The organism is Bradyrhizobium sp. 197 (assembly GCF_023073375.1).
Taxonomy (GTDB): Bacteria; Pseudomonadota; Alphaproteobacteria; order Rhizobiales; family Xanthobacteraceae; genus Bradyrhizobium.
This window is the reverse complement of record NZ_JADPJJ010000191.1, coordinates 206,238-230,418: the sequence shown is the minus strand read 5'-3', so window position 1 is coordinate 230,418 and position 24,181 is coordinate 206,238. Positions and strand designations below refer to the sequence as shown.

The 24,181-nt window shown below is 64.0% G+C and carries 25 protein-coding genes; 18 read left to right on the top strand and 7 right to left on the bottom strand.

Features of this window, described 5'->3' with window-relative positions:
• Positions 1 to 197 precede the first annotated feature (197 nt).
• Positions 198 to 1,790 (top strand): GMC family oxidoreductase, encoded by a 1,593-nt coding sequence (locus IVB27_RS42750; RefSeq protein ID WP_247448477.1) that lies wholly within the window; start codon positions 198 to 200, stop codon positions 1,788 to 1,790.
• A 1-nt stretch (position 1,791) separates the two neighbouring features.
• Here the strand turns inward: IVB27_RS42750 and IVB27_RS42745 are convergent, their stop codons facing one another.
• Positions 1,792 to 2,553: an SDR family oxidoreductase gene (locus tag IVB27_RS42745; protein WP_247344103.1), complete on the bottom strand. Its 762-nt coding sequence runs from the start codon at positions 2,551 to 2,553 to the stop codon at positions 1,792 to 1,794.
• A 129-nt stretch (positions 2,554 to 2,682) separates the two neighbouring features.
• Here IVB27_RS42745 and IVB27_RS42740 point away from each other — a divergent pair, with 129 nt between their 5' ends.
• From IVB27_RS42740 to IVB27_RS42730, 3 genes are all read left to right on the top strand, one after another.
• A complete protein-coding gene (locus IVB27_RS42740; protein WP_247344106.1) occupies positions 2,683 to 3,195 on the top strand; it encodes a CvpA family protein in 513 nt (170 codons plus the stop codon).
• Positions 3,196 to 3,322: 127 nt separating this feature from the next.
• The gene (locus IVB27_RS42735) at positions 3,323 to 4,105 is read left to right on the top strand and encodes an SDR family oxidoreductase (protein ID WP_247448476.1); all 783 of its coding nucleotides are present in this window, start codon (positions 3,323 to 3,325) and stop codon (positions 4,103 to 4,105) included.
• Positions 4,102 to 5,091: an NADPH:quinone reductase gene (locus tag IVB27_RS42730; RefSeq protein ID WP_247448475.1), complete on the top strand. Its 990-nt coding sequence runs from the start codon at positions 4,102 to 4,104 to the stop codon at positions 5,089 to 5,091. The genes IVB27_RS42735 and IVB27_RS42730 overlap by 4 nt, the downstream gene beginning before the upstream one ends.
• Positions 5,092 to 5,103: 12 nt before the next feature.
• Here the strand turns inward: IVB27_RS42730 and IVB27_RS42725 are convergent, their stop codons facing one another.
• Entirely contained in the window at positions 5,104 to 5,583 is a 480-nt protein-coding gene (locus tag IVB27_RS42725) for a DUF3775 domain-containing protein (RefSeq protein WP_247448474.1), read from the bottom strand.
• A 138-nt stretch (positions 5,584 to 5,721) separates the two neighbouring features.
• Here IVB27_RS42725 and IVB27_RS42720 point away from each other — a divergent pair, with 138 nt between their 5' ends.
• The 8 genes from IVB27_RS42720 to IVB27_RS42685 all read left to right on the top strand — a co-directional run bounded on the left by IVB27_RS42720 (position 5,722) and on the right by IVB27_RS42685 (position 13,510).
• Positions 5,722 to 6,570 (top strand): MBL fold metallo-hydrolase, encoded by an 849-nt coding sequence (locus IVB27_RS42720; protein WP_247448473.1) that lies wholly within the window; start codon positions 5,722 to 5,724, stop codon positions 6,568 to 6,570.
• Positions 6,571 to 6,789: 219 nt separating this feature from the next.
• On the top strand, positions 6,790 to 7,632 hold the full coding sequence (locus tag IVB27_RS42715) for a fumarylacetoacetate hydrolase family protein (protein WP_247448472.1): 843 nt from the start codon (positions 6,790 to 6,792) through the stop codon (positions 7,630 to 7,632).
• A 183-nt stretch (positions 7,633 to 7,815) separates the two neighbouring features.
• Positions 7,816 to 8,427, top strand: a complete 612-nt coding sequence (locus IVB27_RS42710; RefSeq protein WP_247448471.1) for a glutathione S-transferase family protein — start codon at positions 7,816 to 7,818, stop codon at positions 8,425 to 8,427.
• A gap of 15 nt (positions 8,428 to 8,442) precedes the next feature.
• Positions 8,443 to 9,312, top strand: a complete 870-nt coding sequence (locus IVB27_RS42705) for an MBL fold metallo-hydrolase (protein ID WP_247448470.1) — start codon at positions 8,443 to 8,445, stop codon at positions 9,310 to 9,312.
• 25 nt (positions 9,313 to 9,337) lie between these two features.
• Positions 9,338 to 10,486 (top strand): alpha/beta hydrolase, encoded by a 1,149-nt coding sequence (locus tag IVB27_RS42700; protein WP_247448469.1) that lies wholly within the window; start codon positions 9,338 to 9,340, stop codon positions 10,484 to 10,486.
• A gap of 67 nt (positions 10,487 to 10,553) precedes the next feature.
• Positions 10,554 to 11,525: an iron exporter MbfA gene (mbfA, locus tag IVB27_RS42695; RefSeq protein ID WP_247448468.1), complete on the top strand. Its 972-nt coding sequence runs from the start codon at positions 10,554 to 10,556 to the stop codon at positions 11,523 to 11,525.
• 105 nt (positions 11,526 to 11,630) lie between these two features.
• Positions 11,631 to 13,103 carry an amidase gene (locus IVB27_RS42690; protein WP_247448467.1) on the top strand — a complete coding sequence of 491 codons (1,473 nt, stop codon included), beginning with the start codon at positions 11,631 to 11,633 and terminating at the stop codon, positions 13,101 to 13,103.
• A gap of 53 nt (positions 13,104 to 13,156) precedes the next feature.
• Positions 13,157 to 13,510: a nuclear transport factor 2 family protein gene (locus IVB27_RS42685; protein ID WP_247448466.1), complete on the top strand. Its 354-nt coding sequence runs from the start codon at positions 13,157 to 13,159 to the stop codon at positions 13,508 to 13,510.
• 57 nt (positions 13,511 to 13,567) lie between these two features.
• On the opposite strand, the gene IVB27_RS42680 is transcribed toward IVB27_RS42685, so the two are convergent.
• Positions 13,568 to 14,050, bottom strand: coding sequence for a CinA family protein (locus tag IVB27_RS42680; protein ID WP_247448465.1), 483 nt, complete (start codon positions 14,048 to 14,050; stop codon positions 13,568 to 13,570).
• A 168-nt stretch (positions 14,051 to 14,218) separates the two neighbouring features.
• Here IVB27_RS42680 and IVB27_RS42675 point away from each other — a divergent pair, with 168 nt between their 5' ends.
• The 3 genes from IVB27_RS42675 to IVB27_RS42665 are packed head-to-tail and all read left to right on the top strand — an operon-like array spanning position 14,219 to position 16,824.
• Positions 14,219 to 15,277, top strand: coding sequence for an amidohydrolase family protein (locus IVB27_RS42675; RefSeq protein ID WP_247448464.1), 1,059 nt, complete (start codon positions 14,219 to 14,221; stop codon positions 15,275 to 15,277).
• Positions 15,278 to 15,301: 24 nt separating this feature from the next.
• The gene (locus tag IVB27_RS42670) at positions 15,302 to 16,411 is read left to right on the top strand and encodes an amidohydrolase family protein (RefSeq protein WP_247448463.1); all 1,110 of its coding nucleotides are present in this window, start codon (positions 15,302 to 15,304) and stop codon (positions 16,409 to 16,411) included.
• Complete coding sequence (locus tag IVB27_RS42665; protein WP_247448462.1) at positions 16,411 to 16,824, top strand: Rieske (2Fe-2S) protein; 414 nt, start codon at positions 16,411 to 16,413, stop codon at positions 16,822 to 16,824. The genes IVB27_RS42670 and IVB27_RS42665 overlap by 1 nt, the downstream gene beginning before the upstream one ends.
• Before the next feature lie 49 nt (positions 16,825 to 16,873).
• Here IVB27_RS42665 and IVB27_RS42660 read toward each other — a convergent pair whose 3' ends face one another.
• Positions 16,874 to 18,220: an MFS transporter gene (locus IVB27_RS42660; protein WP_247448461.1), complete on the bottom strand. Its 1,347-nt coding sequence runs from the start codon at positions 18,218 to 18,220 to the stop codon at positions 16,874 to 16,876.
• A gap of 140 nt (positions 18,221 to 18,360) precedes the next feature.
• On the bottom strand, positions 18,361 to 19,260 hold the full coding sequence (gene gcvA / locus IVB27_RS42655; RefSeq protein WP_247344148.1) for a transcriptional regulator GcvA: 900 nt from the start codon (positions 19,258 to 19,260) through the stop codon (positions 18,361 to 18,363).
• A 110-nt stretch (positions 19,261 to 19,370) separates the two neighbouring features.
• Here gcvA and IVB27_RS42650 point away from each other — a divergent pair, with 110 nt between their 5' ends.
• Positions 19,371 to 19,574: a DUF1127 domain-containing protein gene (locus IVB27_RS42650; protein WP_247344151.1), complete on the top strand. Its 204-nt coding sequence runs from the start codon at positions 19,371 to 19,373 to the stop codon at positions 19,572 to 19,574.
• Between the two features lie 80 nt (positions 19,575 to 19,654).
• Entirely contained in the window at positions 19,655 to 20,278 is a 624-nt protein-coding gene (locus tag IVB27_RS42645; RefSeq protein ID WP_247448460.1) for a GNAT family N-acetyltransferase, read from the top strand.
• Positions 20,279 to 20,506: 228 nt separating this feature from the next.
• On the opposite strand, the gene IVB27_RS42640 is transcribed toward IVB27_RS42645, so the two are convergent.
• Positions 20,507 to 21,337: an enoyl-CoA hydratase gene (locus IVB27_RS42640; RefSeq protein ID WP_247448459.1), complete on the bottom strand. Its 831-nt coding sequence runs from the start codon at positions 21,335 to 21,337 to the stop codon at positions 20,507 to 20,509.
• 122 nt (positions 21,338 to 21,459) lie between these two features.
• Positions 21,460 to 22,161, bottom strand: a complete 702-nt coding sequence (locus IVB27_RS42635; protein WP_247448458.1) for an SDR family NAD(P)-dependent oxidoreductase — start codon at positions 22,159 to 22,161, stop codon at positions 21,460 to 21,462.
• Positions 22,162 to 22,392: 231 nt separating this feature from the next.
• Between IVB27_RS42635 and IVB27_RS42630 the strand changes: the two genes are divergently transcribed.
• Positions 22,393 to 24,177, top strand: a complete 1,785-nt coding sequence (locus tag IVB27_RS42630) for an acyl-CoA dehydrogenase family protein (RefSeq protein WP_247448457.1) — start codon at positions 22,393 to 22,395, stop codon at positions 24,175 to 24,177.
• Positions 24,178 to 24,181 lie beyond the last annotated feature (4 nt).

Sequence of the window (24,181 nt, the reverse complement as noted above, 5' to 3'; positions counted from 1 at the left end):
GCGCGGATGGAACATGCTCGAAACATTGTCCCGATGCCCCACACAACTCATCCACAAACTCAGCGTCGCCTAACCGAGCAAACGGACCTGGGCAGTTACGCGCAGCGAAGCAATCCAGACTGTCACCATGGAGGGATTCTGGATTGCTTCGCTTCGCTCGCAATGACGAGAAGAAAATACGCAGGGGGAAAACATCAGTGAGCGACACATTCGATTTCGTCGTCGTGGGCGCGGGCTCCGGCGGTTGCGCGGTGGCGGGGCGGCTGTCGGAGGATGCGGGGACATCCGTGGCGCTGCTCGATGCCGGCGGCCCGAACGACAATTGGCGGATCACTACGCCGTTCGGGCTCGCTTTGCCATACAAGGCAGCGAACTGGGCCTTCGATACCGTGCCACAGAAGGGATTGAACGGCCGTATCGGCTATCAACCGCGCGGCAAGGGGCTCGGCGGTTCCTCGGCGATGAATGCCATGGTCTACATCCGCGGCAACAAATGGGACTACGACCACTGGGCCTCGCTCGGCAATGCCGGCTGGTCGTACGCGGACGTGCTGCCCTATTTCAAGCGTTCGGAGAACAACACCGATTTCGACGGCGCGTATCATGGCAAGGGCGGCCCGCTGCATGTCAACAGGCTGCGCTCGGACAATCCGATCCATGACGTCTTCCATCAGGCCGCCCGCGAGGCGCAGTTCCGCATCCGCGAGGATTTCAATGAAGACGACCATGAAGGGCTCGGCAGCTACCAGGTGACGCAGCATAATGGCGAGCGCTGGAGCGCAGCACGCGCCTATGTGCATCCCTACATGGGCAAGCGCGCAAATCTGCGTGTCGAGACGCAGGCGCATGCCACGCGCATCCTGTTCGAGGGCGGGCGCGCGGTCGGCATCGAATATATGCAGGGCAAGCAGACAAAGCAGCTGCGCGCCCGCCGCGAGGTGATCCTCGCCGCCGGCGCCTTCCAGTCACCGCAATTGCTGATGCTGTCGGGCATAGGCGATGGCGAGGCGCTTCGAGCGCACGGTATCGGCGTCGTGCATCACCTGCCGGGCGTAGGACGCAATCTGCAGGATCATCCGGACTTCGTGTTCGTTTACGCCTCCGACTATCCGCACTTCGTCCACTCATCGATCAGCCGGCTGCCATCCCTGCTCCGCGCCATCCAGCGATACCGCCGGGAGCGGCGCGGCCTGATGACCACCAATTTCGCCGAGTGTGGCGGCTTCCTGAAGACCCGAGCCGACCTCGATGTGCCCGACATCCAGCTGCACTTCATCATTGCGATGCTCGACGACCATGGCCGCAAGAAGCACAAGGAGGCGGGCTTCTCATGCCATGTCTGCCTGTTGCGACCGAAGAGCCGTGGCAGCGTCTGGCTGAAAAGCGCCGATCCGCTGGCAGCGCCGATGATCGATCCGAATTTTTTGGGTGAGGCGGAGGATCTCGAGACGATGGTCGCGGGCTTCAAGACCACGCGACGGCTGATGGAGACGCCCGCAATGCGCGCGTTGCAGAAGAAGGACATGTTCACGTCTGAAGTGCGCACCGACGACCACATCCGCACCATCCTGCGCGAGCGCGTCGACACCGTCTATCACCCCGTCGGCACCTGCAGGATGGGGACGGATGCGATGGCCGTGGTCGATCCGGCATTGAAGGTGCATGGCGTCGAGGGTCTGCGCGTCGTCGACGCCTCGATCATGCCAACGCTGATCGGCGGCAACACCAATGCGCCGACAATCATGATCGGAGAGAAGGCGGCGGACATGATCAGGGCGGAGATGCGGTAGCTCAATTGAGCAGGAAACCACCGTCGACGGTGATAACGCTCCCCGTCATGTACCGCGAGGCCTTCGAGGCCAGCAGCAAAATCGCGCCGTCGAGATCGGACTCGGCACCGATGCGGCGCTGGGGGATGCGCTTGGTCAGGCGCTCGCCTGGCGGCGTCGACCAGAATGCGTGGTTCATCTCGGTGTCGATGTAGCCGGGCGCCAGCGCGTTGATGCGGATGTTTTGTCCCGCGAGCTCCAGCGCCATCGCCTTGGTCGCCTGGATGATCCCCGCCTTGGAAATCGCGTAAGGCGACACCGCCTTCAAAACGCCGGTGCCGAGCACGGAGGCAATGTTGACGATGTTGCCTTCCTGCTTGCGCGCGATCATCCGCCGCGCGATTTCGGTTGCGAGGAAATAGGCGCCCTTGAGATTGGCGCCGATCACCGCGTCCCAATCGGCCTCGGTCTGCTCGGTCGCGAGCTTTTCGATCGCGATGCCGGCATTGTTGATCAGCACCGTGACTGGGCCGAGCGCGGCTTCCGTGGCGTCGACGGCCCTGGCGATCGATGCGGTGTCGGTGACGTCGAGCGCGACGGCGGCGGCGCGGCCGCCCTTGCCGCGGATCTCTTCTTCCAGGCTCTTCAGCTTGTCGGTCTGCCGCGCCGCGAGCGCGACGGCCGCGCCATGCGCTGCCAACACCCGGGCAAATTGCCGCCCCAGGCCCTGGCTCGCGCCTGTCACGAGGATGGTTTCTCGACTGACGTCGAATAGGTCTGACATGACGAGTTCCTTGACGTTTTCTTGGGGTGCGATCCCTGAGCTTTGCAGCCATCAATACAGACGATTTTAACGATCTGAAACCGGAATGATCGGTTCTGCGTTCATTCGTTCCATGGCAGGCTCCCGCGCATGAACAGTTTCGATCTCGCCGTCTATGCTGCGCTCGCAATCGCGATCGGCTTCGGTTTCAGGACTGGCCTGCTCGGCAGCGCCATGACGATCCTCGCCTATCTCCTCGCCGCCCCCATCGCCGTCGCGCTGATGCCGCTGATCGTCCCGCAGGTCGCGGGCAATCCGAATTCGCCGCTGCTTCAGAACTGGATCTGGTTCTTCGGCATCTTCGTGGTGGTCGGCATGCTGTTTGGATATCTCGGCCGGCTGGCGCTGAGCGACACGATACGCGAGGCGGGCATCGGCGACCGGCTCGGCGGCGCCGCGCTCGGCGCCATCAGGGTCGGCCTCGTCGCCACCACGCTGGTGCTGGTGTTCGACCAGATCGTGCCGGCCAACCGCCAGCCGCCCTTTCTCGCCGGCTCGCATCTACGGCCGCTGTTCTCGGCCGCGGGGCAGATGGGCTTCAAGTCGCTGCCGCCGGAGGCAACCTCCGCGATCGACCGTCTCAAGCAGGAACGGCGCATCTGATCAGGCGCATTTGCATCGCCGCGCAGGACTGCATGCATTTTGATGCGAGCCCGTCCCTTATCAGCGGCGCCAAGGTTGGCTAGAATAGCGGCTCTAAAAACCTGCATGACATTACGGGAGTGAAACAGTGGATCTTGGGATCAAAGGTCGCCGCGCCATCGTCTGCGCATCCAGCAAAGGCCTCGGACGCGCCTGCGCCATCTCGCTGGCGGAAGCCGGCGTTCACGTCACACTGACCGCGCGCGGCGCCGAAGCTTTGAAAAAGACGGCCTACGACATCCGCAAGGCCTGTCCTGATGTGACTGTCACCGAGATCGTCGGCGACATCACGACGCCGGCCGGCCGCGAGGCCGTGCTCAAGGCCTGCCCCGAGCCCGACATCCTGATCAACAATGCCGGCGGACCGCCGCCCGGCGATTTCCGCAACTGGACCCGCGACGACTGGATCAAGGCGATCGACGCCAACATGCTGACCCCGATCGAGCTGATCAAGTCGACGGTCGACGGCATGATGGCGCGCAGGTTCGGCCGCATCGTCAACATCACCTCGGCCGCGGTGAAGGCGCCGATCGACATTCTCGGTCTCTCCAACGGCGCGCGCGCCGGCCTCACCGGCTTCATCGCCGGCCTGTCGCGCAAGACCGTGATCAACAACGTCACCATCAACGGCCTGTTGCCGGGCCCGTTCGAGACCGACCGCCTGCGCAGCACCGCGAAGGGGGAATCCGAGAAGCGCGGCATCACGCCGGATCAGGTTCTGGCGGAGCGCGCCAAGCTCAATCCCGCGGGCCGCTTCGGCGATCCCGACGAGTTCGGCTACGCCTGCGCATTCCTGTGCGGCAGCAGGGCCGGCTTCATCACCGGTCAGAACCTTTTGCTCGACGGCGGTGCCTTCCCCGGAACGCTGTGAGGGCAGTCTGGTACGAAGAGACAGGACCGGCGGCGGACGTCCTCACCTATGGTGAGATGACGACGCCGGTCGCAGGCCCAGGCGAAGTTCGTATTCGCCTGGAAGCCTCCGGCGTCAACCCGGCCGATGTCGGCCGGCGCGGCGGCAGCTATCGCGCGAAGGAATTTTCGCGTGTCATTCCGAACAGCGATGGCGCGGGGTTTATCGACCAGATCGGCGATGGCGCGACGCGGTTCAAGATCGGCGACAAGGTCTGGCTGTTCAACGGCCAGCGTAACGGCCGCGCCTTTGGCACGGCGGCCGAACAAATCGCGCTTGCCGAGCATCTGGTGACGCCGCTGCCGGACAATCTCTCTTTGGCGGAAGGCGCGACGCTGGGCATTCCCGCAATGACGGCGTGGTGCTCCCTGTTTGCGGACGGACCGATCGTCGGCAAGTCCGTGCTGGTCACCGGCGGCGCGGGTGCAGTAGGGCATTACGCAGTGCAACTCGCGAAATGGGGCGGCGCGCAGGTGATCGCGACCGTCAGTTCGGCGATGAAGGGCGAGCAGGCGCGACAAGCCGGTGCCGATCTCGTGGTCAATTACAGGGACGAAGATGTCGTTGCCAAGGCGATGGCCTTCACCGGCGAACGCGGGGTTGACCACGTGGTCGATGTCGATTTCGGCGGCAACATCGCGACGACCCTGAAGTTGATGGCAATCAATTCGACAATCGCGGTCTACGCCACGAACGGCAACCGCACGCCGACTGTGCCGATGCGCGAGCTGATGGAGAAGTGCATCACGCTCCGCTCGCTCGTCTTGTTCGCGCTGCCGCCGGCGTTGCTTGCGGCGGCGCAGGCCGACATCTCGAAATGGCTGGCGGCGGGGCCGCGAATTCACAACGTCGCGGCGCAATTTGCGTTGTCGGAGACGGCGCAGGCCCATGTCGCCGTCGAGAAAGGCGACAAGCTCGGCACCGTGGTCGTCGACTGCGCGCGCTAGTATCGGCCAGGATCACCGCTGTTGCTTGGTGGGCTCGTCTTCGTCCCGCTGGCTCGAACTGGAGGAATCGGCGACTGGGGTTCCGTCGGTCCAGTCGATGCCGAATTCGTCGAGCCCGTCGGCAAGCAGATCGCCCAGCATCGGCTCACCGAGCAGATAATGCGCCGTTTCGCGCCGGGGGCTGTGATACTCGGCGCGCGCCTGCACGGCGCGTGCGCGCAAATCGTTCCAGTCGTCGATCGTGCCGTCGCCGCGGCCGAGCCAGGTCAGCGTGACGAGATCGATCTGCTCGTCCTCGTTCAGGGCAACGATGAAACTTCCGAGTTCGTTGACGACCGGATCGGAGCCGTCATCCTCAAGGATGTCGACCGCATCGTCATCCGTCGCGTTCGAGCCGGAATCCGGATCGGAATTTCCTTCCTTGACGTCGAATTCGCGCGCCTTTTCGATGATGAAGGCGATCTTCTCGGCGGAGATTGCAAGCTCTGGCATGTCTGGCTCTGGCATGGCTGGCCCTTTGGCTTTCGCTGGGTTCCCGCGATAACGCCGCATCACGTCAGATGATCCATTGCGCCTGACGGCGAAACTGCGCATGTTCCGTGCCAAAGCAAGAACGTCAGGATGCGCCGGATGCAGTGGAAGGTCGGCAGGGTCAAAATCACCAAGGTCGTGGAATTGGAGACGGTCGGCTCGACCCGCTTCATTCTGCCCTTGGCGAGCAACGCGGAAATCCAGAAGCTGTCCTGGCTGATCCCGCATTTCGCCACCGACGAGGGCCGGCTGAAAATGTCGATCCACTCGCTGGTGGTGGAAACCCCGACGCGCCGCATCGTGGTCGACACCGGCCTTGGCAACGACAAGCAGGGCCGCAATGTCCCGACCTGGAACAACCGCACCGCGCCATTCCTTGAGACGATGATTGCGGCGGGCTTTCCGACCGAGAGCATCGACACCGTGCTGTGCACACATCTTCATGTCGATCACGTCGGGTGGAATACGAAACTGGTCGAGGGCAAATGGATGCCGACCTTCCCCAATGCGCGCTATGTGTTCGGCAAGACTGAATACGAGCATTGGCGCGACCACTCCACCGAGCCGGACAAGCAGGCCGTATTTGGCGATTCCGTGAAGCCGATCGTCGATGCCGGCCGGGCCGAGTTGATCCCGGGCGACCACCGGCTAAGCGACGAGATCAGCATGATCCCGACCCCGGGCCACAGCCCCGGACATATCAGCATTTTGATCCAGTCGGACGGTGAGCAAGGACTGTTGACGGGTGACGTCGCCCATCATCCGTGCCAGATGGCGCATCTCGGCTGGTCCTCGACCGCGGATTCCGATCAGGGCCAATCGGCGGTGACGCGCCGCGAATTATTCGGCCGCTTTGCCGATACCCCGACGCTGGTGATCGGCGGGCATTTTTCGGCCGGTCACATCAAGCGGGATGGGGACGCGTTCAGGTTCGACGCGCTGGGGTGAGGAAGTTGCTCCTCATGGTGAGGAGCGCGTCTTCGCGCGTCTCGAACCATGAAGGCCCCGCTTTCGCCCGCGGCCATCCTTCGAGACGCCCGCCTTTTGGCGGGCCCTCAGGATGAGGGGGAGCAATGCGGCAACGGGCGTCAGTCGGCGGTTGAATTTCCCGCCGCCCTGTTCCATGAAGCTGTTCAACCGATCGGTCCATTCCAGGGAGAAACGAGAATGAAACTTGTTCGTTATGGCGAGAAGGGTGCGGAAAAGCCTGGCCTGATCGACAAATCCGGCCAATTGCGCGACCTGTCGGCGCATGTGAAAGATCTGACTGGCGAGGCCTATTCGCCCGACAGCCTGAAGAAACTGGCGGCGCTCGATCCCGCCTCGCTGCCCGCCGTCTCGGGCAAGCCGCGGTTCGGCGCGCCTGTTACCGGCATCTCGAAATTCGTGGCGATCGGCCTCAACTACAGCGATCATGCCAAAGAGACCGGCGCCGAGATCCCGAGCGAGCCGATCATTTTCATGAAGGCGAACACCTCGCTGTCCGGCCCGAACGACGCGGTCGAGAAGCCGCGCGGCTCGACCAAGCTTGACTGGGAGGTCGAGATCGCCGCGATCATCGGCACTCGCGCAAAATACGTCTCGGAGGCCGATGCGCTCAACCACGTCGCCGGCTACTGCGTCTGCAACGACGTCTCCGAGCGCGCCTTCCAGATCGAGCGCCTAGGCCAGTGGACCAAGGGCAAGTCGCACGACACGTTCGGCCCGGTCGGCCCGTGGCTCGCCACCAAGGACGAGATCAAGGACGTGCAGAACCTTTCGATGTGGCTCGACGTCAACGGCCAGCGCCGCCAGTCCGGCTCGACCAAGACCATGATCTTCTCGATGGCCAAGTGCATCTCCTATGTCTCGCAGTTCATGACGCTGCTGCCCGGCGACATCATCACCACGGGCACCCCGCCCGGCGTCGGCTTGGGCATGAAGCCGCCGACCTTCCTCAACGTCGGCGACGTCATCACGCTCGGCATCGAGGGCCTCGGCGAGCAGCGCCAGGAGATCGTCGCGGCGTAAAGGCTCCGTCCTCATCCTGAGGAGCGCGCACAGCGCGCGTCTCGAAGGATGGACACGAACACAGTCGCCCGACGTTCGCGCCGGGTGACGAGAGAGCGCCTCCCTCGCCCATCCTTCGAGACACGCGCCAAACGGCGCGCTCCTCAGGATGAGGTTTGTATGTCTGGATAGCGGTTATTTCCCATGAAGCTCACCTTCTCTCCCGCCTCGCCCTTCGCGCGCAAGGTGCGCATTGCCGCGATCGAGCTCGGGCTGATCGACAAGATCGAGTTCACGCCGGCAGCCGTCGCGCCGGGCACGGCCAACGAGGACTACTCGCGCATCACGCCGCTGAAGAAGCTGCCGGTGCTGATCACCAACGACGGCGATGTCATTTTGGACTCCTACGTCATCGTCGAATATCTCAACGAGATGGTCGGCGGCAGCCTGATCGCCGACTACGGTCCGCGGCGCTGGCAGGTCAAGACCAATCATTCCCTGCTCAACGGCATGCTCGATTCCATGCTGCTGTGCCGCTACGAGAAGATGGTGCGGCCGCAGGGCCTGCAATGGCAGGCTTGGTCGGACGACCATTGGAATCGGGCCTGGACCGGCATGGCGCGCTTCGAGAATATGCCTGATGTCCTGAACGGCCCGTTCGACATCTCGCAGATCGGCCTCGTCTGCGTGCTCGGCTATGCCGACTTCCGCTTCGCCGATTGCGGCTGGCGCAAGGCCTATCCGAAGCTCGACGCTTTCCATCAGAAGATGCTGGAACGGCCCTCCGTGAAGATCTCGGTGCCGCCGGCGGCTTAAATCTCGGGAATCCTCATGAGCCTCAAATACTCGGTCGGCGATCTCACCATCCATCGCGTCGTCGAGCAGGAGACGACGTTCCTGCCGGCGCTAGACCTCATGCCCGGTCTCACGCCGGAGGTGCTGTCCGAGAATCGCGCATGGATGCGTCAGGCAAATGCGTTGGACGAACAGGATACGCTGATCCTCTGCTTTCAGTCCTATGTCATCAAGACGCCGCATCACACCATTCTGGTCGACAGCTGCATCGGCAACGACAAGCCCCGGCCGCAGCGTCCGAAATGGAACATGAAGACCGACGACACCTATCTGAGCGGGCTCAACGCCGCCGGATTCTCCATTGACGACATCGACTTCGTGATGTGCACGCATCTGCATGTCGATCACGTCGGCTGGAATACGCGGATGGAAAACGGCCGCTGGGTGCCGACCTTCCCGAAGGCGCGCTACGTGTTCGCCAGGCAGGAGTTCGACTACTGGACTGAACAGAATGCGAAGGGGCCGGTGCCGCCCTTCGTGGATAGTGTATTGCCGGTGGTGGAGGCCAAGCGGCACGAGATCGTCGGCAATGATCACCAGATCGGCGACCACGTGCGTATCCTGCCGACGCCGGGTCACACGCCCGGCCATGTCGCGTTCACTTTCGGCCGCGGCAAGGACGACGCAGTCTTCAGCGGCGATCTCATGCATTCGCCGATCCAGACGCTCTATCCGGAGATGTCGGTGAAGTTCGACGTCGATCAGGCGCAGGCGGCAACGACGCGCCGCAGCTTCCTGGAACGCTATTGCGACACCGACACGCTGTGCTGCACCGCGCATTTCCCGTCGCCGTCGGTGGGCAAGATCCGGCGCAAGGGCAACGGGTTCGTCTGCGCGGCGGTGTAGCGATTCCACCGAGTGGAGAGACACGATGACAGCGCTCCCCGATATTCCCCTGCCCGCCGGCATCCGCTCACGCTATGTCGACGACATCAACGGCCTGCGCATGCATGTGCTGGAGGCAGGCTTCGAGACCAAGGGGCGGCCTTGCATCCTGCTGCTGCACGGCTTTCCCGAGCTTGCCTTCTCCTGGCGCAAGGTGATGCCGGCGCTTGGCTCGGCCGGCTATCACGTGATCGCCCCGGACCAGCGCGGCTATGGCCGGACGACGGGGTGGAGCGCGGAGTACGATAGCGATCTCGCGCCCTTTTCGCTCTTCAACCTGGTGCGTGACGCGCTGGGGCTGGTGTCGGCGTTCGGCTACAGGCAGGTCGACGTGATCGGACATGATTTCGGCAGCCCGGTCGCGGCGTGGTGCGCGCTGATGCGGCCCGACGTGTTTCGTTCGGTGGCGATGATGAGTGCGCCGTTCGGCGGAGCGCCGCCGCTGCCGTTAGACACGATCGACACGCCGGTAAAGCCACCGGTCGAAGATCCCGTGCATCGCGAGCTCGCCGCGCTGCCGCGTCCGCGCAAGCATTATCAATGGTACTATGCGACGCGCCCGGCGAATGCCGACATGCACCGCGCGCCGCAGGGCGTGCATGATGTTCTGCGCGCCTATTATCATCACAAAAGCGCGGACTGGACCGGCAACAAGCCGTATCCGCTGAAATCCTGGTCGGCGAACGAGCTGGCGAAGCTGCCGACCTATTATGTGATGGACCTGAACGAGACCATGGCCGAGACGGTGGCGAAGGAGATGCCCTCGCCGGCTACGATCGCTGCCAATCAATGGCTGCCCGACCGCGAGCTCGCCTACTACAGCGCCGAATATGGCCGCACCGGATTCCAGGGCGGCCTGCAATGGTATCGCTGTGGCACATCTGGCGCATTCAACAGCCAGCTGCAATTGTTGGCCGGCCGCAGCATCGACGTCCCCTCCTGCTTCATCTCGGGCAAGCAGGATTGGGGCACCTATCAGCGTCCCGGCGTGTTTGAAGCGATGCAGGCGCGGACCTGCACGAAGCTGCTCGGCTGCCACCTCGTCGATGGCGCCGGCCATTGGGTGCAACAGGAGCAGCCTGTCGAGGTGAGCCGTCTGCTGCTCGAATTCCTGGCGAAGAGCCGCCCGGCCTGATTTGACCCGGGAACCCTGACGCCTTATATAGTTTAGAATAATTCTAAACTATCGAGACAGGGCTACCGTGAAGACCTTTGCCGATCTGACCGAACGCGAGGTGCTCGCGGTCGCGATTTCCTCCGAGGAGGAAGACAGCCGCATCTACATGACCTTCGCCGAGGATCTCAGGGACCGTTATCCGGACACGGCCAAGATATTCGAGGAGATGGCCGAGGAGGAACGCGGCCACCGGCGCCGTCTGCTCAAACTCTACGAAGAGCGCTTCGGTCAGCATCTGCCGCCGATCCGCCGCGAGGACGTCAAAGGCTTTTTGCGCCGGCGCCCGATCTGGCTGACCAAGAACCTGACGCTCGACACGATCCGCAAAGAGGTCGAGACGATGGAGTTCGAAGCCGAGCGCTTCTACGCGCGCGCCGCCGAGCAGGCCGAGGATGTCGGCGTGCGCCGCCTGCTCGGCGACCTCGCCGAGGAGGAGAAGCATCACGAGAATCGCGCCGCCGCGCTCACCGACGAGATCCTCAAGCCGGACGTGCGCGCCGAGGAGGATCGCACGCGGCGGCGGACGTTCGTGCTGCAATATGTGCAGCCCGGCCTCGCCGGCCTGATGGACGGATCGGTCTCGACGCTGGCGCCGCTGTTCGCGGCGGCCTTCGCCACGCATCAGAACTGGCAAACCTTTCTGGTGGGCCTCGCGGCTTCGATCGGCGCCGGCATCAGCATGGGATTCGCCGAAGCGCTGTCCGACGACGGATCGCTCTCGGGGCGCGGCTCGCCATGGCTGCGCGGCATCACCTGCGGCGCGATGACGACGCTCGGCGGCCTCGGCCACACCCTGCCTTATCTCGTCCCGGACAGCTGGCCGAACGCATTCTGGATCGCGACGGGAATCGCCGGCGTCGTCGTGTTCTTCGAATTGTGGGCGATCGCCTTCATCCGCTCGCGCTACATGGACACGCCGTTCCTCCAGGCCGTGTTCCAGATCGTGCTCGGCGGCGCCATCGTGCTGGCGGTGGGGATATTGATCGGAGCGGCGTAGGCTCCTCACGCTCTGTAGCGGCATATCAATCACCGTCAAACAGCCGTTGCAGCATTCGGCCAAACTGCGCATCATCCCTCCGGCAATAAGAGCAGGAGAAGCGCCGTGGCCAAGTCGGATTGGAGTTTCAAGAGTGCGGTCGAGCTGTCGGCCGCATTGACCGCGAAGAAGGTCTCGTCGGTCGAGCTCACGCAGGATGCGATCGACCGCATCGAACGCCACGACGGCAAGGTCAACGCGATCTGCGTCCGGGATTTCGACCGCGCCCTCAGTGCCGCGGGCGAGGCGGACGCCGCATTGGCGCGCGGCGAGCGGAAGCCGCTGCTCGGCCTCCCCGTCACGGTGAAGGAATCCTACAACGTCGCCGGCCTGCCCACGACCTGGGGCTGGACGCCGCAGAAGGATTTCAAGCCGGCGGAGGACGCGCTGTCGATCACCCGGGTGAAGGGCGCCGGTGGCGTCATCCTCGGCAAGACCAACGTCCCCGTTGGGCTCGCGGATTGGCAGAGCTACAACGACATCTACGGCACGACGAACAACCCGTTCGATCTCGGCCGCACGCCCGGTGGCTCGTCGGGCGGCTCGTCTGCCGCGCTCGCGGCAGGCTACGGACCGCTCTCGCTGGGGTCCGACATCGGCGGCTCGCTGCGCGTGCCCGCCTTCCATTGCGGGGTCTATGCGCACAAGCCGACCTACAATCTCTGTCCGACACGTGGCCACACGCCCCCGCCCTTTCCAGCGATCCCGATGGAGCGCGATATGGCGGTGATCGGTCCGATGGCGCGGAGCGCAGCCGATCTGCCCCTGCTCCTGGACGTGATGGCAGGCCCCGATCCGCTGGACCTGGGCATCGGATACAAGCTCGCGCTGCCGGAGGCGCGACACCACGCGCTAAAGGATTTCCGCGTGCTGGTGATCGATAGCCACCCGTTGCTGCCTGCCAGTGCCGACATCCGCAGCGCGATCGAGAAGCTGGCGGAACAATTGGCGGGCGCAGGTGCGAGCATCACCCGCGAAAGCCCGCTGTTTCCCGACTTCACGGAGTCCTCTCGCCTCTACATGCGCATGCTGATGGGCTTTCTGGGCGCCTTCCTTCCGCCGGACATTCTCGCCGGCGCGCGTGCCGGGGCAGCGCAGCTCTCACCAGAAGACAAGGGCCTGTCTGCCGAGCGGCTGCGTGGCATGACCAGCGCACATCAGGCCTGGGTGTTCGACGAGGGCGCTCGCGCCGGCCTGCGCACGCAATGGCGGCATTTGTTCAGGACATTCGATGCGGTGATCTGCCCGATCATGCCTACCCCCGCTTACCCGCATGATCATTCGCCGCAGCAGGAGGCGCGCCGGATCAACATCGACGGCAAGGACTTTGCCTATCCGGACCAGCTCGCCTGGCCCGGCATCGCCACACTGACGGGCCTGCCGGCAACGGCTATTCCGCTCGGTCTGTCGAAGGACGGCCTGCCGGTCGGCGTTCAAATCATCGGGCCATTCCTCGAGGACCGCACGCCGCTGAAGCTCGCCGCGCTGATCGAACGCGAGTTCGGCGGGTTCGTGCCGCCGCCCTCGTTCAATGACTAGTCCTTCTCGTAGCTGCGAGGAGCTCTTGCGACGAAACAATGGAGAGAAACCTCATGAGCCAGGACATGGATGAACTCACCACGCTCAACCGCGACTATGTCGCCTCCGTGCAGAATTGCGACGTCAAGCGCTTCGACGAGATTTTGGCGCCGGAGTTCTACTGCTCCAATCCCGACAAGACGCTGGTCGATCGCGCGGCCTTCCTGAAGCAGACGGCGCAACCGATTGCGATCCGGAATCTCGGGGAGCACGACGTCATCATCCGCATCATGGGCGATTTCGCCATCATCCACGCGGCGACGAGCTACACCACGGCGGACGGCCAGAAGGCAACCGGGCGCTATACCGATTGCTGGGCGAAGAAGAACGGGACGTGGCTGGCGGTGTCGGCGCACGTGTCGCGATAGGGAGCGCATCGCACCCGCGCATTCTCCGGGGCATCCAAATACCGGGAGACATCGAGGTCACCGGTCCAAGTTCTTCAACAGCAAATTCAACGCTGTCGCCGCGAACGTCTGCATGTTGGCGAAGCGGTCGTTGCTGCCCGTCTCCCGCGTCATCACCTCTGCGGCGGGACCGGCAACCGCCATGCAGCTGTGGCCTGCCGCATCGCCGTAGCGGTTGCCGGTGGGACCGGCGGCGCCGGTCTCGGACAGGCCCCAGTCGCAGTTGAAGCGGCCGCGCATCTGCTCGGCCAGCAGTTGCGCGTAGGGCTCCGACGAGGAGCGAAATCCCTTCATTCCTTCGTCCGAAATATCCATCAGCACGCGCCTGGCGTCGCGGGTGTAGACCACGGCGCCGCCGAGGAAGTAGGCGGACGCGCCGGGCACCGCGAGCAGGCTGGCCGCGATCAGGCCGCCGGTGGAGGATTCGGCCACGGCAATGGTCTGTTTGCGCGCGATCAGTTTCGTCGCGACCTGTTCCGCAATACCGACGAGCTCTTTCATGTCCTGCACCTCTGATCCTCGCAACCGAGCTGTGCCTTCCTAGCATATGACAGCGCCATTGGCCGAGTTGCGAACGACGGGCAGGCCTGCTTGAATGGCAGGCACAAGACGGCGCGACTAGGCGCTGCGCAAGCGTAACATCAAGAGGAAACGTAAAAGGGAGACGTCATGGCGTCCCTGATCGCCGGCGGGGTGGATTGCGATGTGCATCCGGCCGTGCCGCATCTGACCAGCCTGCTGCCGTACCTGAATGACTATTGGCGCGATCAGGTGACGACGCGCGGCATGGTCGATCTCATCTCGCAGTCCTATCCGCAGAACTCGCCGATCACGGCGCGGCCCGACTGGCGCCCTGAAAGCGGCAAGCCGGGCGAGAGCCTGGCGGACATGCAGCGCCATGTGCTCGATCCCTTCCAGCTCTCGCACGCCATCTGCAATCCGCTTTATGGCGTGCAGATGGTGTTTTCGGAGGATCTGCAGGCCGCCTTCTGCCGCGCGCTGAACGAGTGGCTCGCGAAAGAATGGCTCGATCGCGATCCGCGGCTGCGCGGCTCGATCGTGATCCCCACGCAAAGCATCGAGAAGGCCGTCGCGGAGATCGAGCGCTGCGCGCAGGACCGCCGCTTCGTGCAGGTGCTGATGCTGGTGATGGGCGACACGCCCCTCGGCAAGCGCGCGCTGTGGCCGATCTATGAGGCGGCGGAACGGCTGGAGCTGCCGATTGGCGTGCATGCCGGTTCCGCCTATCACAATCCGCCGACTGCTGTGGGGTGGGGTTCCTATCACATCGAGGACTATGTCGGTCAGGCCCAGGCGTTCCAGACCCAGCTCACCAGCCTGATCGTCGAGGGCGTGTTCGCCAAATATCCGCGCTTGAAGATGGTGATGCTGGAATCCGGCGTCTCCTGGATCTCCCCCTTTCTCTGGCGCCTTCACAAGTTCTGGCGCGGCGTGCGGATGGAGACGCCGTGGGTCGATCGCGCGCCGCTGGACATTGTGCGCAGCAACATCCGCTTCTCGTTACAGCCGTTCGATGCGCCGCCAGATGAGGCGACATTAATTCGCCTGTTTGATCATATGCAGTCGGATGAATTGGTTCTATTCTCCACCGACTACCCGCACTGGCAGTTCGACGGTCAGGACGCGCTGCCCGCAGGTCTAACCCCCGATCTCGTGCGCAAGATCATGAGCGACAATCCGCATGCAACCTATCCCCGCCTGACTTAGCCCGCTGCCAAAGGAGGCAAGGCGATGAATATTCAGTTCCGCGAAAGCTCCGAAGCCGCTTCCCCACTGACCGTCAAAACCGCGATCGCGGACTGCGACATCCATCCGGCACGCGCGACCCGCGCCGAGCTCTATCCCTATCTCGCCAAACGCTGGCAGCATCATCTCGAAGTCTACGGCGTCCATGCCTATCAGGGCATGATGGAGGGCCCGCCCTATCCGAAGGCTCAGCCCAACGCCTCGCGCCGCGATGCCTATCCGCCGGAAGGCGGGCCGCAGGGCTCATCGCTGTCCTTCATGCAGAAGCAGCTGCTCGATCCCAACAACGTGCAGCTCGGCGTGCTCAATCCGCTCAACACCGGACAGGGCATCCGCAATCACGAGCTCTCGGCGGCGCTGTGCTCGGCGATCAATGACTGGCAGATCGACAAATGGACCAGCAAGGACAAGCGGCTGAAGGCGTCCATCGTCGTCGGCAATGAGGACGGCCCGTCGGCCGCGGCCGAAATCCGCGAGCGCGCCGGCGACAAGAATTTCGTGCAGGTGCTCTTGCTCAGCCGCAATGTCGAGCCACTCGGACAGCGCCGCTACTGGCCGATCTATCAGGCCGCGGAAGAGGCCGGCCTTCCCGTCGGCGTCCACGCCTTCGGCTTCGGCGGCAACCCGATCACGCCGTCGGGCTGGCCGAGCTACTACATCGAGGAGATGGTGGGGCACTCGCAGTGCCAGCAATCGGCGCTTGCGAGTCTGGTGCTGGAGGGCGTGTTCGAGCGCTTCCCGAAATTGAAGATGGTGATGATCGAAGCCGGCTTCGGCTGGGCGCCGTCACTGGCGTGGCGGCTCGACAAGGTCTGGCAGCGGCTGCGGAGCGAGGTGCCGCACGTCAAACGGCCGCCGTCGGAATATATCCGCGAGCAGGTGTGGTACACGACGCAGCCGATGGAGGATCCGGAGCGGCGCGAGGATCTGTTCGACGTCATCAAGTGGATTGGCTGGGACCGGCTGCTGTTCGCGACCGACTACCCGCATTGGGACTATGACGAGCCGTCGCGCGTCTTGCCGGCGGGCGTCGGCGAGGCCGATCGCGAGGCGTTCTATCTGGGCAATGCGAAGAAGCTGTACGGCATGTCCTGATGGCAAGATACGTCATTGCCGCGGTGGATGAACTGCCGCCCGGCACGCGAAAATTTCTGGAGATCGACGGGCGGCCGATCGCGGTCTTCAACATCAAGGGCGAATATTTCGGCCTGATGAACCGCTGCCCGCATCAGGGCGCGGCGCTGTGCGAGGGACCGCTGATCGGGCTCGCGCAATCCAGTGACCCCGGTGAGATCGAATACACGAAACTCGGCGAGATCATCCGCTGCCCCTGGCACGGCTGGGAGTTCGACATCCGCACCGGCCAGTCCTACTGCGACCCCCGCCGCTTCCGCGTGAAGGCCTATCCGGCCCATGTCGAGCCGGGCGCGAGCGTGGTCAAGGGGCCGTATGTCGCCGAGACGATCCCGGTAAAGGTCGAGAGCGATTACGTGGTGGTGGAGTTGTAAGCTCCCGCCGTCATTCCGGGGCGCCCGAAGGGCGGCCCCGGAACGACATTCAGTGTCCGGCAACCGGCTCCGCCACCGCATCATACGTCGGCACCGTCTTGCCGCCGCCGCGATAAACGACGAGCGCGGCGATGATACCGAGCGCCGCGCCGAACATGAGCCAGTACGCCGGCGAAGCCTTGTCGCCATTGGTCATGCTGATCAGTTTGGTAGCGACAATGGGGGTGGACGTGCCGAAGATGCCTGCAGCCATCGCGAAAGCGATCGAGAAACAGGTGGTACGGACATGCGCCGGGACGATCTCGACCAGACATCCCAGCATCGTGCCGCTGTAAACGCCAAAGTAGAACGAGAACATCATCTGCACCGCCAGCAGCTTTCCGAGAGTGGGCTCTGCCGCGAGCCAGGACAGCGCCGGGTAAGCGGTGACCAGCGATAGGCCTGCGATCGTCAGCAGCACCGGCTTGCGGCCGATGCGATCGGATACCGCACCGCCGACCGGATTCCAGATGAAGTTGGTCACCGCAACGAAAAGGGTCACGAGCAATGTCCCCGCGGGCGAAAGGCTGAGCTGCTTGCCAAAGCCGGGGGCATACACCGTGATGAAATAGAAAGTCGTCGTGGTCAGGACCGCGATCATCATGCCGAGGACGACAATGCGCCAGTTCGCGAGCGCCGAAGCGAACACCTCGCTTGCGGTCGGATGTCTCTTCATGGCCAGGAAGGCCGGCGTTTCCTCAAGCGAGCGCCGCAACATGAAAATGACGGGGATGATGATGCAGCCGATAAGGAACGGGATGCGCCACTTCGCGATTCCTCCGAGGGAGTCCAAGAACGTGTCGCTGGGCATGACTTCCCTCAGGATAAAGCCGATGACCGCAGCCACAAAGATCGCGACCTGCTGACTGGAAGATTGGAACGAGGTGTAAAAGCCGCGATTGCCGGGCGTCGCGATCTCGGAAAGATAAACAGAGACGCCGCCCAGCTCCACGCCGGCGGAGAACCCCTGTATCAACCGGCCAATCAGGACGATAACCGGGGCGGCAACGCCGATTGCGGCGTAGGACGGGCAGAAGGCGATCACCACGGTACCGAGCGCCATCAGCGCGAGCGTGACGATCAGCCCCTGGCGACGGCCGATGCGGTCGATATAGGCACCTAGTACGATCGCGCCGACCGGACGCATCAGAGCACCGAGCCAAAACACGCCGTAGGCATTGAGTAGCGCCGCGGTCTCGTCCGCGGCGGGGAAAAACGCCTTTGCGATATCTTGCGCATAGAAGCCGAACAGGAAGAAGTCGAACTGCTCGAGGAAATTGCCGCTCGTTGCACGCAGGATTGCGCCGATGCGCGACTTGATCTCGGGCGGATTGGTTGATGCTGCTGGTCCAGCCATGGCGTCACTCCCCTGGAAGACGTAGCCGGACCGGAACTCACTTCACGGCAGGCGACGGATAGTTGCTGCGACAATCTGCCCTACCCCTCTCGCGCTGGCCGCGGCGCGTCAACTCAATTCGCCGGCGGAGCCGATGATTTTCAGGCTATATTTTGCGTTGCAGCAATCATCCATTCGCGGAATGCGGCGAGCTTCGGGGCCTCGCGGCGGCCCTCCGGCGCGACCAGGTAGAAACCGGCGTCGGCCGGCAGCGCGATCTTGAACGGAACGACGAGCCGGCCCTTGGCGATGTCGTCCCGGACGTAGGAGGTCCGCCCCATCGCCACGCCGATGCCGTCGATCGCGGCCTGGATGGTCATGAAGATCATGTCGAAGGTGATGCCGGGCTGCCTGGCGATGTCGGCCGGCAGACCCGCCGCCGTCAACCACAGCCGCCAGTCGTCGCTATTGGCGTTGGAGGTGTGCAGCAGCATATGGCTCTTGAGGTCCTCCGGAGAGCGCAGCGGCTTGCCCCCGTGCAACAAAGATGGGCTGCACACCGGAAACAGCTCGTCCGCCATCAGCCAGTCGGCGCGCAAGCCCGGCCACTGGCCGCGCCCGTAGCGGATCGCGGCGTCGACATTGTCGCGCTGAAAATCGACCAGGCTGGTCGAGGTGGTGATGCGGACGTCGATGCCGGGATGGTGCTCCTGGAAATCAGTGAGCCGCGGCAGCAGCCATTTTGCGGCGAGCGAGGCCAGCGTCGAGACGGTCAGCACCTTGTCGTCGTCCTTGCGCAGCAGCCGATCGGTGGCAAGGCGGAGGTCGTTGAAGGCGGCGCGGACGCCCGGCAGATAGTCGCGCGCCTCCGGTGTCAGCGCCAGCGCGCGGTTCTGCCGGACGAACAGGCGGATGCCGAGCTCCTCCTCCAGCCTGCGGATCTGATGGCTGATCGCAGTCTGGGTCACATTCAGCTCGGAAGCGGCCAGCGTGAAACTGAGATGGCGCGCGGCGGCTTCAAAGGCCCGCAATCCGTTCAGGGAAGGCAATCTGGCAGTCATCTGGCAGCAGGATACATGACGTTATTTCATGCGAAAGAGTACAAATTGTCGTTTGTCGCAGCGCAGTAGGAAGCAGATATAAGCGGTCAACTTAGCTCCAGGAGCTGAAAATGTCTACTTTGACCCAGAATTCGATGACAAATCATCATGCGCCCGGCCTGATCCACCAGATTGGCGAGACCCTTCACGTCTGGCACGAGCGCTACCGGACCCGGCGTGAGCTGACCAACTGGTCCGCGCGTGACCTCCAGGACGTCGGACTGTCCTGGAGCGATGTGGCCTTTGAGGCCGACAAACCCTTCTGGCGGGCCTGATTGGCCGCCAGGCCGGCGCCGCCTGATCACAGGGGCGCCGGCGGTCCCTTCTTCCTTGACGTCCCTTGTGGGCATGTGTCATGAGCACCCTCCGCCTGGAAGATTTGAAGCAATATTCGGACTCGCTGCGCACCCGGCACGGTGAGCCGGTGAGCGTTCGCTTCGTCGAACCGCGCGACACCGACGAGCTCCAGCACTATGTCCGCTCGCTCTCGACCCGCTCCCGCTACAACCGTTTCTTCGGCGGGATCAGCGAGCTGCCGAAAAGCCTGCTTCACGACTTCCTTCAGGTCGGCGAGCGCGATCGTTTTACGGTGGTCGCGACCATGATGGTCGACGGCTTCGAGACCATCGTCGCCGAAGCGCGCTACGCGCTGCATGCCGAAACCGCGACGGTTGAATTCGGCCTCTCGGTCGACGATCGCTGGCAGGGCCACGGCATCGCCACCGTGCTCATCAAGAATCTCGAATGCCGCGCGGCTGCGCTCGGTGCCGAGCACATGCTCGGCGACACGCTCCGTTCCAACGAGGCCATGATCTCGCTCGCGCGCAAATCCGGCTTTGCCTTCGTCAATCATCCTGATGACTGGAAACTCGTCCGCTTCGACAAGGAGATCAGCGTCGCACCAAAGGACATTCCCTGCGCGAGCTGGCGCCTCATCGCCCTTTCCCGTCGGGCCGAAAGCCCCTCAGCCTCGGCCTGACACCACTCGAGCCCGGCCTGGCGAAAACCAGAGCCGGGCATTTTTTTATCCCATTCATAAACCGTCATCCTGAGGCGCTCGTTCTGCGGTCTTCCGCAGAACGGGCCTCGAAGGATGGACGGCCCGGCTGGTTTTTATTTTCGCCGCGGCAACAGCGGGGCCGTCGCCCTTCGAGGCCTCCGCTTCGCTCCGGCACCTCAGGGTGACGGTCAACCACTTTCGGAAGCCCTACTTCCCCCTGAACACCGCCTTGCGCTTCTCGATAAACGCCTGCACCGCCTCCTTGTGATCGGCGGTCGTGGTCAGGCGGATCAGCCGTTCAGCCTCATGATCGCGCGCGGTTTCGAAGTCGAACTGCAGGGCCTCGTCGAGGTTGTCCTTCATGTAGCGAAGCGCGAGGCGCGGGCCTTCAGCGAGGGATTTCGCCAGTGCGAAGGCCTCTGCCTGCAATTTGTCGTCGGGCACCACGCGGTTGACGAGCCCGATCGCCTCACAACGCGCTGCGTCCACGCGATCGCCGGTGAACAGCAACTCGCGCGCCCGCGCCGTGCCGACGAGCCGCGTCAACAGCCACGCGATACCGTAATCGCCGCTGAGCGCGATGCGGACATAGCCGGTGGCCACGAAGGCCGATTGCGCGGCGATGCGGATGTCGCAGGCCATGGCGATGGTCAGCCCCGCGCCGACCGCCGGACCGGGGAGCGCCGCGATGGTCGGCTTGCGCACCGACACCAGCGCGCCGGTGAGCAGCCGCTGCCGCTCCTGGAGATCGGCCACGCGGTCTTCCAGCGACACCTCCAGCTTCTTCGGGTCGCGATGCGCGCCCATGCCCTTGACGTTGCCGCCGGCGCAAAAAGCTTCGCCGGCGCCGGTGAGCAGCAGCGCGCCGACATCGGGATTCTCGCCGCAGCTGCGGATCATCGTGCGCAGCGCCGGCGTCAGCGCGTCTGACAGCGAGTTGCGCGCCTCGGGCCGGTTCAGCGTGATCAATGCGACGCGATCACGGATCACGCAGAGGAGTTCATTGGTGCCGGTGTCGATGGTGGTTTCCGTGGTCATGTCGCTCCCTCTTTTTCGTCATTGCGAGGAGCGAAGCGAGGAAACAATCCAGCCTTTTTCCGCGGAAGCATTCTGGATTGCTTCGCTTCGCTCGCAATGACGGCGTTGTGACGTTATCGCCCTCAAAACTTCTCCACCCAGGGCCGCAACTCGAGCTCCCAGCTCCAGGCGCTGCGCGGCTGCTGCAACACGTTCCAGTAGCTCTCCGCGATGGCATCGGGATCGAGCATCGAACCCGGCTTGTCTTCGGGCTCCGTGCGCGCGGCGCTGCGGATGCCGCCGTCGATGACAAAATGCGCGATGTGGATGCCTTGCGGCGACAGTTCGCGTGCCATGCTCTGCGCGAGGCCGCGCAGCGCGAACTTGCCCATCGCGAACGGGGCCGACTGCGCATAGCCCTTGACGCTTGCCGAAGCGCCGGTGAACAGGATCGCGCCGTGCTTGCTCGGCAGCATGCGTTTTGCCGCCTGCTGCGCCACCAGGAAGCCGCCATAGGCGCTGACCGCGATCGCCTGCGCCACGTCGGCCGGGACGAGATCGACGAACGGCCCGCGCGCGCGAGCGCTGGCGTTGTAGACGACCACGTCGGGCGTGCCGATCTCGCGTTCGACGAGGCCAAACAAGCGCTCGACCTCCTCGGGCTCGGTGGCGTTGCAGGCATAGGCCTTGGCGCCGGTCTCGCTGCAGAGCGCGCCAAGTTTCTCGATTTTTCGCGCGGCCAGCGCGACGCGGATGCCCTGGGCAGACAATAGCCGCGCCAGCGAGGCGCTCAGGCCTTCGCCGGCGCCGACGATGAGGGCGATCTTGTATTTCGGGTGTTCCATGGCGTGATCTCTCGCAGACGGGAAGCCGCTGATCTATGCACGGTCCGTGCGGACAACCAGCCGGGACGATCACAATTCCGCAGAGCGAATTGCTCCCTCACGGCGATCATGCCTCCCTGACGATTTGCGGCTTTCTCCGCTTTCGCGACTGGAGCATGATCGACATCATCTCAAGCGGCAAGCGCCAAATCGGCGTAAGATGTCCGTAAGGCGGAAACGAAGAGGACGATCATGCACAAGCCGGCCCCCGCGCAGGCAAAACAGGTCGCGGCCGCACCATCCGGACTGCTGGCTCCCGATACCACTGGCATGAATTTCTACCGCGCCGATCAGGCGTTGACGGATCTCCTGCGCATCCATCTGCCGGAGAAGCTGTTCCGCCACATCGAGCCGCATCTCGATCGCCTCGGTGGACTCGCCGGCGGCCCCCTCGACGACTGCGCGCGGCTCGCCGACCGGCACACGCCGGTGTTGCACCAGCGCGACAAGTTCGGCCGCGACGTGCAGTGGATCGAATACCACCCGGCCTATCGCGAGTTGGAGGACGCGGCCTTCGGCGAGTTCGGCATCCACGCGCTATCGATCCGCAAGGGCATCATGGGCTGGCCGGACAAATATCCGGTCGTAGCGAAACACGCCTTCACTTTCCTGTTCAACCAGACCGAATTCGGCATGGGCTGCCCGATCAACGTCACCGACGGCTGCGCGAAACTTCTTGCGAATTTCGGCAGTGATGCGCTGAAGGCGAAATATCTCGATGGCCTGACCCAGACCGACATGAGCAAGCTGACCCAAGGCGGCCAGTTCATGACCGAGAAGGAAGGTGGCTCCGACGTCGGCACGCTCACCACGACGGCCGTGCAGGAGGGCGACCATTGGCGCCTCACCGGAGAGAAATGGTTCTGCTCGAACGCCGACGCTAAAATCGTGATGCTGCTGGCGCGCCCCGAAGGCGCCGGCCCCGGAACGCGCGGCGTCGGCCTGTTCCTGATGCCGCGCTTCCTCGACGACGGCTCGCAGAACCACTACCGGATCGTGCGTCTTAAGGACAAGCTCGGCACGCGCTCGATGGCGTCAGGCGAGATCAAGCTCGAAGGCGCGATCGCCTATGCGGTCGGCAAGCTCGACCGCGGCTTCGTGCAGATGGCCGAGATGGTGAACTCGTCGCGGCTTTCCAATGGCGTGAAATCCACGGCGCTGATGCGCCGTGCCTATCACGACGCGATGACGGTGGCGAAGAACCGCGTGGTGTTCGGCAACCGCATCATCGACCTGCCGCTGGGCCGGCGCCAGATGCTGAAGATCATGCTGCCGGTCGAGCAGGCACTGTCGATGAGCTTTCTCACCGCCGACGCGCTCGATCGCGCCGAGGCCGGCAGCCAGGATGCCGCTGCGCTGCTTCGCATCCTGACCCCGACACTGAAATTCCGCGCCACGCGTGATGCGCGAAAGGTCTGCGGCGATGCGCTCGAGATGCGCGGCGGCATCGGCTACATCGAGGAATTCGCGACCGCGCGGTTGCTGCGCGACGCGCATCTCGGCTCGGTCTGGGAAGGCACCGGCAACATCGTCGCGATTGATGCGCTGAGGCGCGCGGTCGGACGCCACGGCGCCGAATCTGCGCTCGCCGCCGATCTGCACGCCCGGCTCGATGACAGCCCTTCGGTGCCGCAGGCGTGGCGCGACCGGCTGCACATTCTCACCGCTCGCGCAGTCGGCTTCGCGCGCGAGGTCGCGGGCAAGGCCGACAACGAGGCCGATGCGCGCCGCGCCACCAGCCTGCTCTATCATGTCGCCAGTGCCGTCGCGCTCGCCTGGGAGGCGCACCGCATTCACGACCTGCGCGGCGATGCGCGAAGGCTGCTGATGTCGCGGCTGGTGATCGATCACCGGGTATCGCCGAGGGATCCGTTCCGGCTGACGGAAAATGCCGTGCAGCAGAAGATCGCCACGCTGCTGCTCGGCGATCGCGCAGCTGATATGAGCGAGGTTGGCGAACTGGTTCTGGCAGCGTAGGCTG

Coding starts and splice junctions, on each gene's coding strand:
- IVB27_RS42745 (WP_247344103.1), bottom strand. CDS start 2,553: ATGTCAGACCTATTCGACGTCAGTCGAGAAACCATCCTCGTGACAGGC.
- IVB27_RS42740 (WP_247344106.1), top strand. CDS start 2,683: ATGAACAGTTTCGATCTCGCCGTCTATGCTGCGCTCGCAATCGCGATC.
- IVB27_RS42725 (WP_247448474.1), bottom strand. CDS start 5,583: ATGCCAGAGCTTGCAATCTCCGCCGAGAAGATCGCCTTCATCATCGAA.
- IVB27_RS42720 (WP_247448473.1), top strand. CDS start 5,722: ATGCAGTGGAAGGTCGGCAGGGTCAAAATCACCAAGGTCGTGGAATTG.
- IVB27_RS42715 (WP_247448472.1), top strand. CDS start 6,790: ATGAAACTTGTTCGTTATGGCGAGAAGGGTGCGGAAAAGCCTGGCCTG.
- IVB27_RS42710 (WP_247448471.1), top strand. CDS start 7,816: ATGAAGCTCACCTTCTCTCCCGCCTCGCCCTTCGCGCGCAAGGTGCGC.
- IVB27_RS42705 (WP_247448470.1), top strand. CDS start 8,443: ATGAGCCTCAAATACTCGGTCGGCGATCTCACCATCCATCGCGTCGTC.
- IVB27_RS42700 (WP_247448469.1), top strand. CDS start 9,338: ATGACAGCGCTCCCCGATATTCCCCTGCCCGCCGGCATCCGCTCACGC.
- IVB27_RS42685 (WP_247448466.1), top strand. CDS start 13,157: ATGAGCCAGGACATGGATGAACTCACCACGCTCAACCGCGACTATGTC.
- IVB27_RS42680 (WP_247448465.1), bottom strand. CDS start 14,050: ATGAAAGAGCTCGTCGGTATTGCGGAACAGGTCGCGACGAAACTGATC.
- IVB27_RS42675 (WP_247448464.1), top strand. CDS start 14,219: ATGGCGTCCCTGATCGCCGGCGGGGTGGATTGCGATGTGCATCCGGCC.
- IVB27_RS42670 (WP_247448463.1), top strand. CDS start 15,302: ATGAATATTCAGTTCCGCGAAAGCTCCGAAGCCGCTTCCCCACTGACC.
- IVB27_RS42665 (WP_247448462.1), top strand. CDS start 16,411: ATGGCAAGATACGTCATTGCCGCGGTGGATGAACTGCCGCCCGGCACG.
- IVB27_RS42660 (WP_247448461.1), bottom strand. CDS start 18,220: ATGGCTGGACCAGCAGCATCAACCAATCCGCCCGAGATCAAGTCGCGC.
- gcvA (WP_247344148.1), bottom strand. CDS start 19,260: ATGACTGCCAGATTGCCTTCCCTGAACGGATTGCGGGCCTTTGAAGCC.
- IVB27_RS42650 (WP_247344151.1), top strand. CDS start 19,371: ATGTCTACTTTGACCCAGAATTCGATGACAAATCATCATGCGCCCGGC.
- IVB27_RS42645 (WP_247448460.1), top strand. CDS start 19,655: ATGAGCACCCTCCGCCTGGAAGATTTGAAGCAATATTCGGACTCGCTG.
- IVB27_RS42640 (WP_247448459.1), bottom strand. CDS start 21,337: ATGACCACGGAAACCACCATCGACACCGGCACCAATGAACTCCTCTGC.
- IVB27_RS42635 (WP_247448458.1), bottom strand. CDS start 22,161: ATGGAACACCCGAAATACAAGATCGCCCTCATCGTCGGCGCCGGCGAA.
- IVB27_RS42630 (WP_247448457.1), top strand. CDS start 22,393: ATGCACAAGCCGGCCCCCGCGCAGGCAAAACAGGTCGCGGCCGCACCA.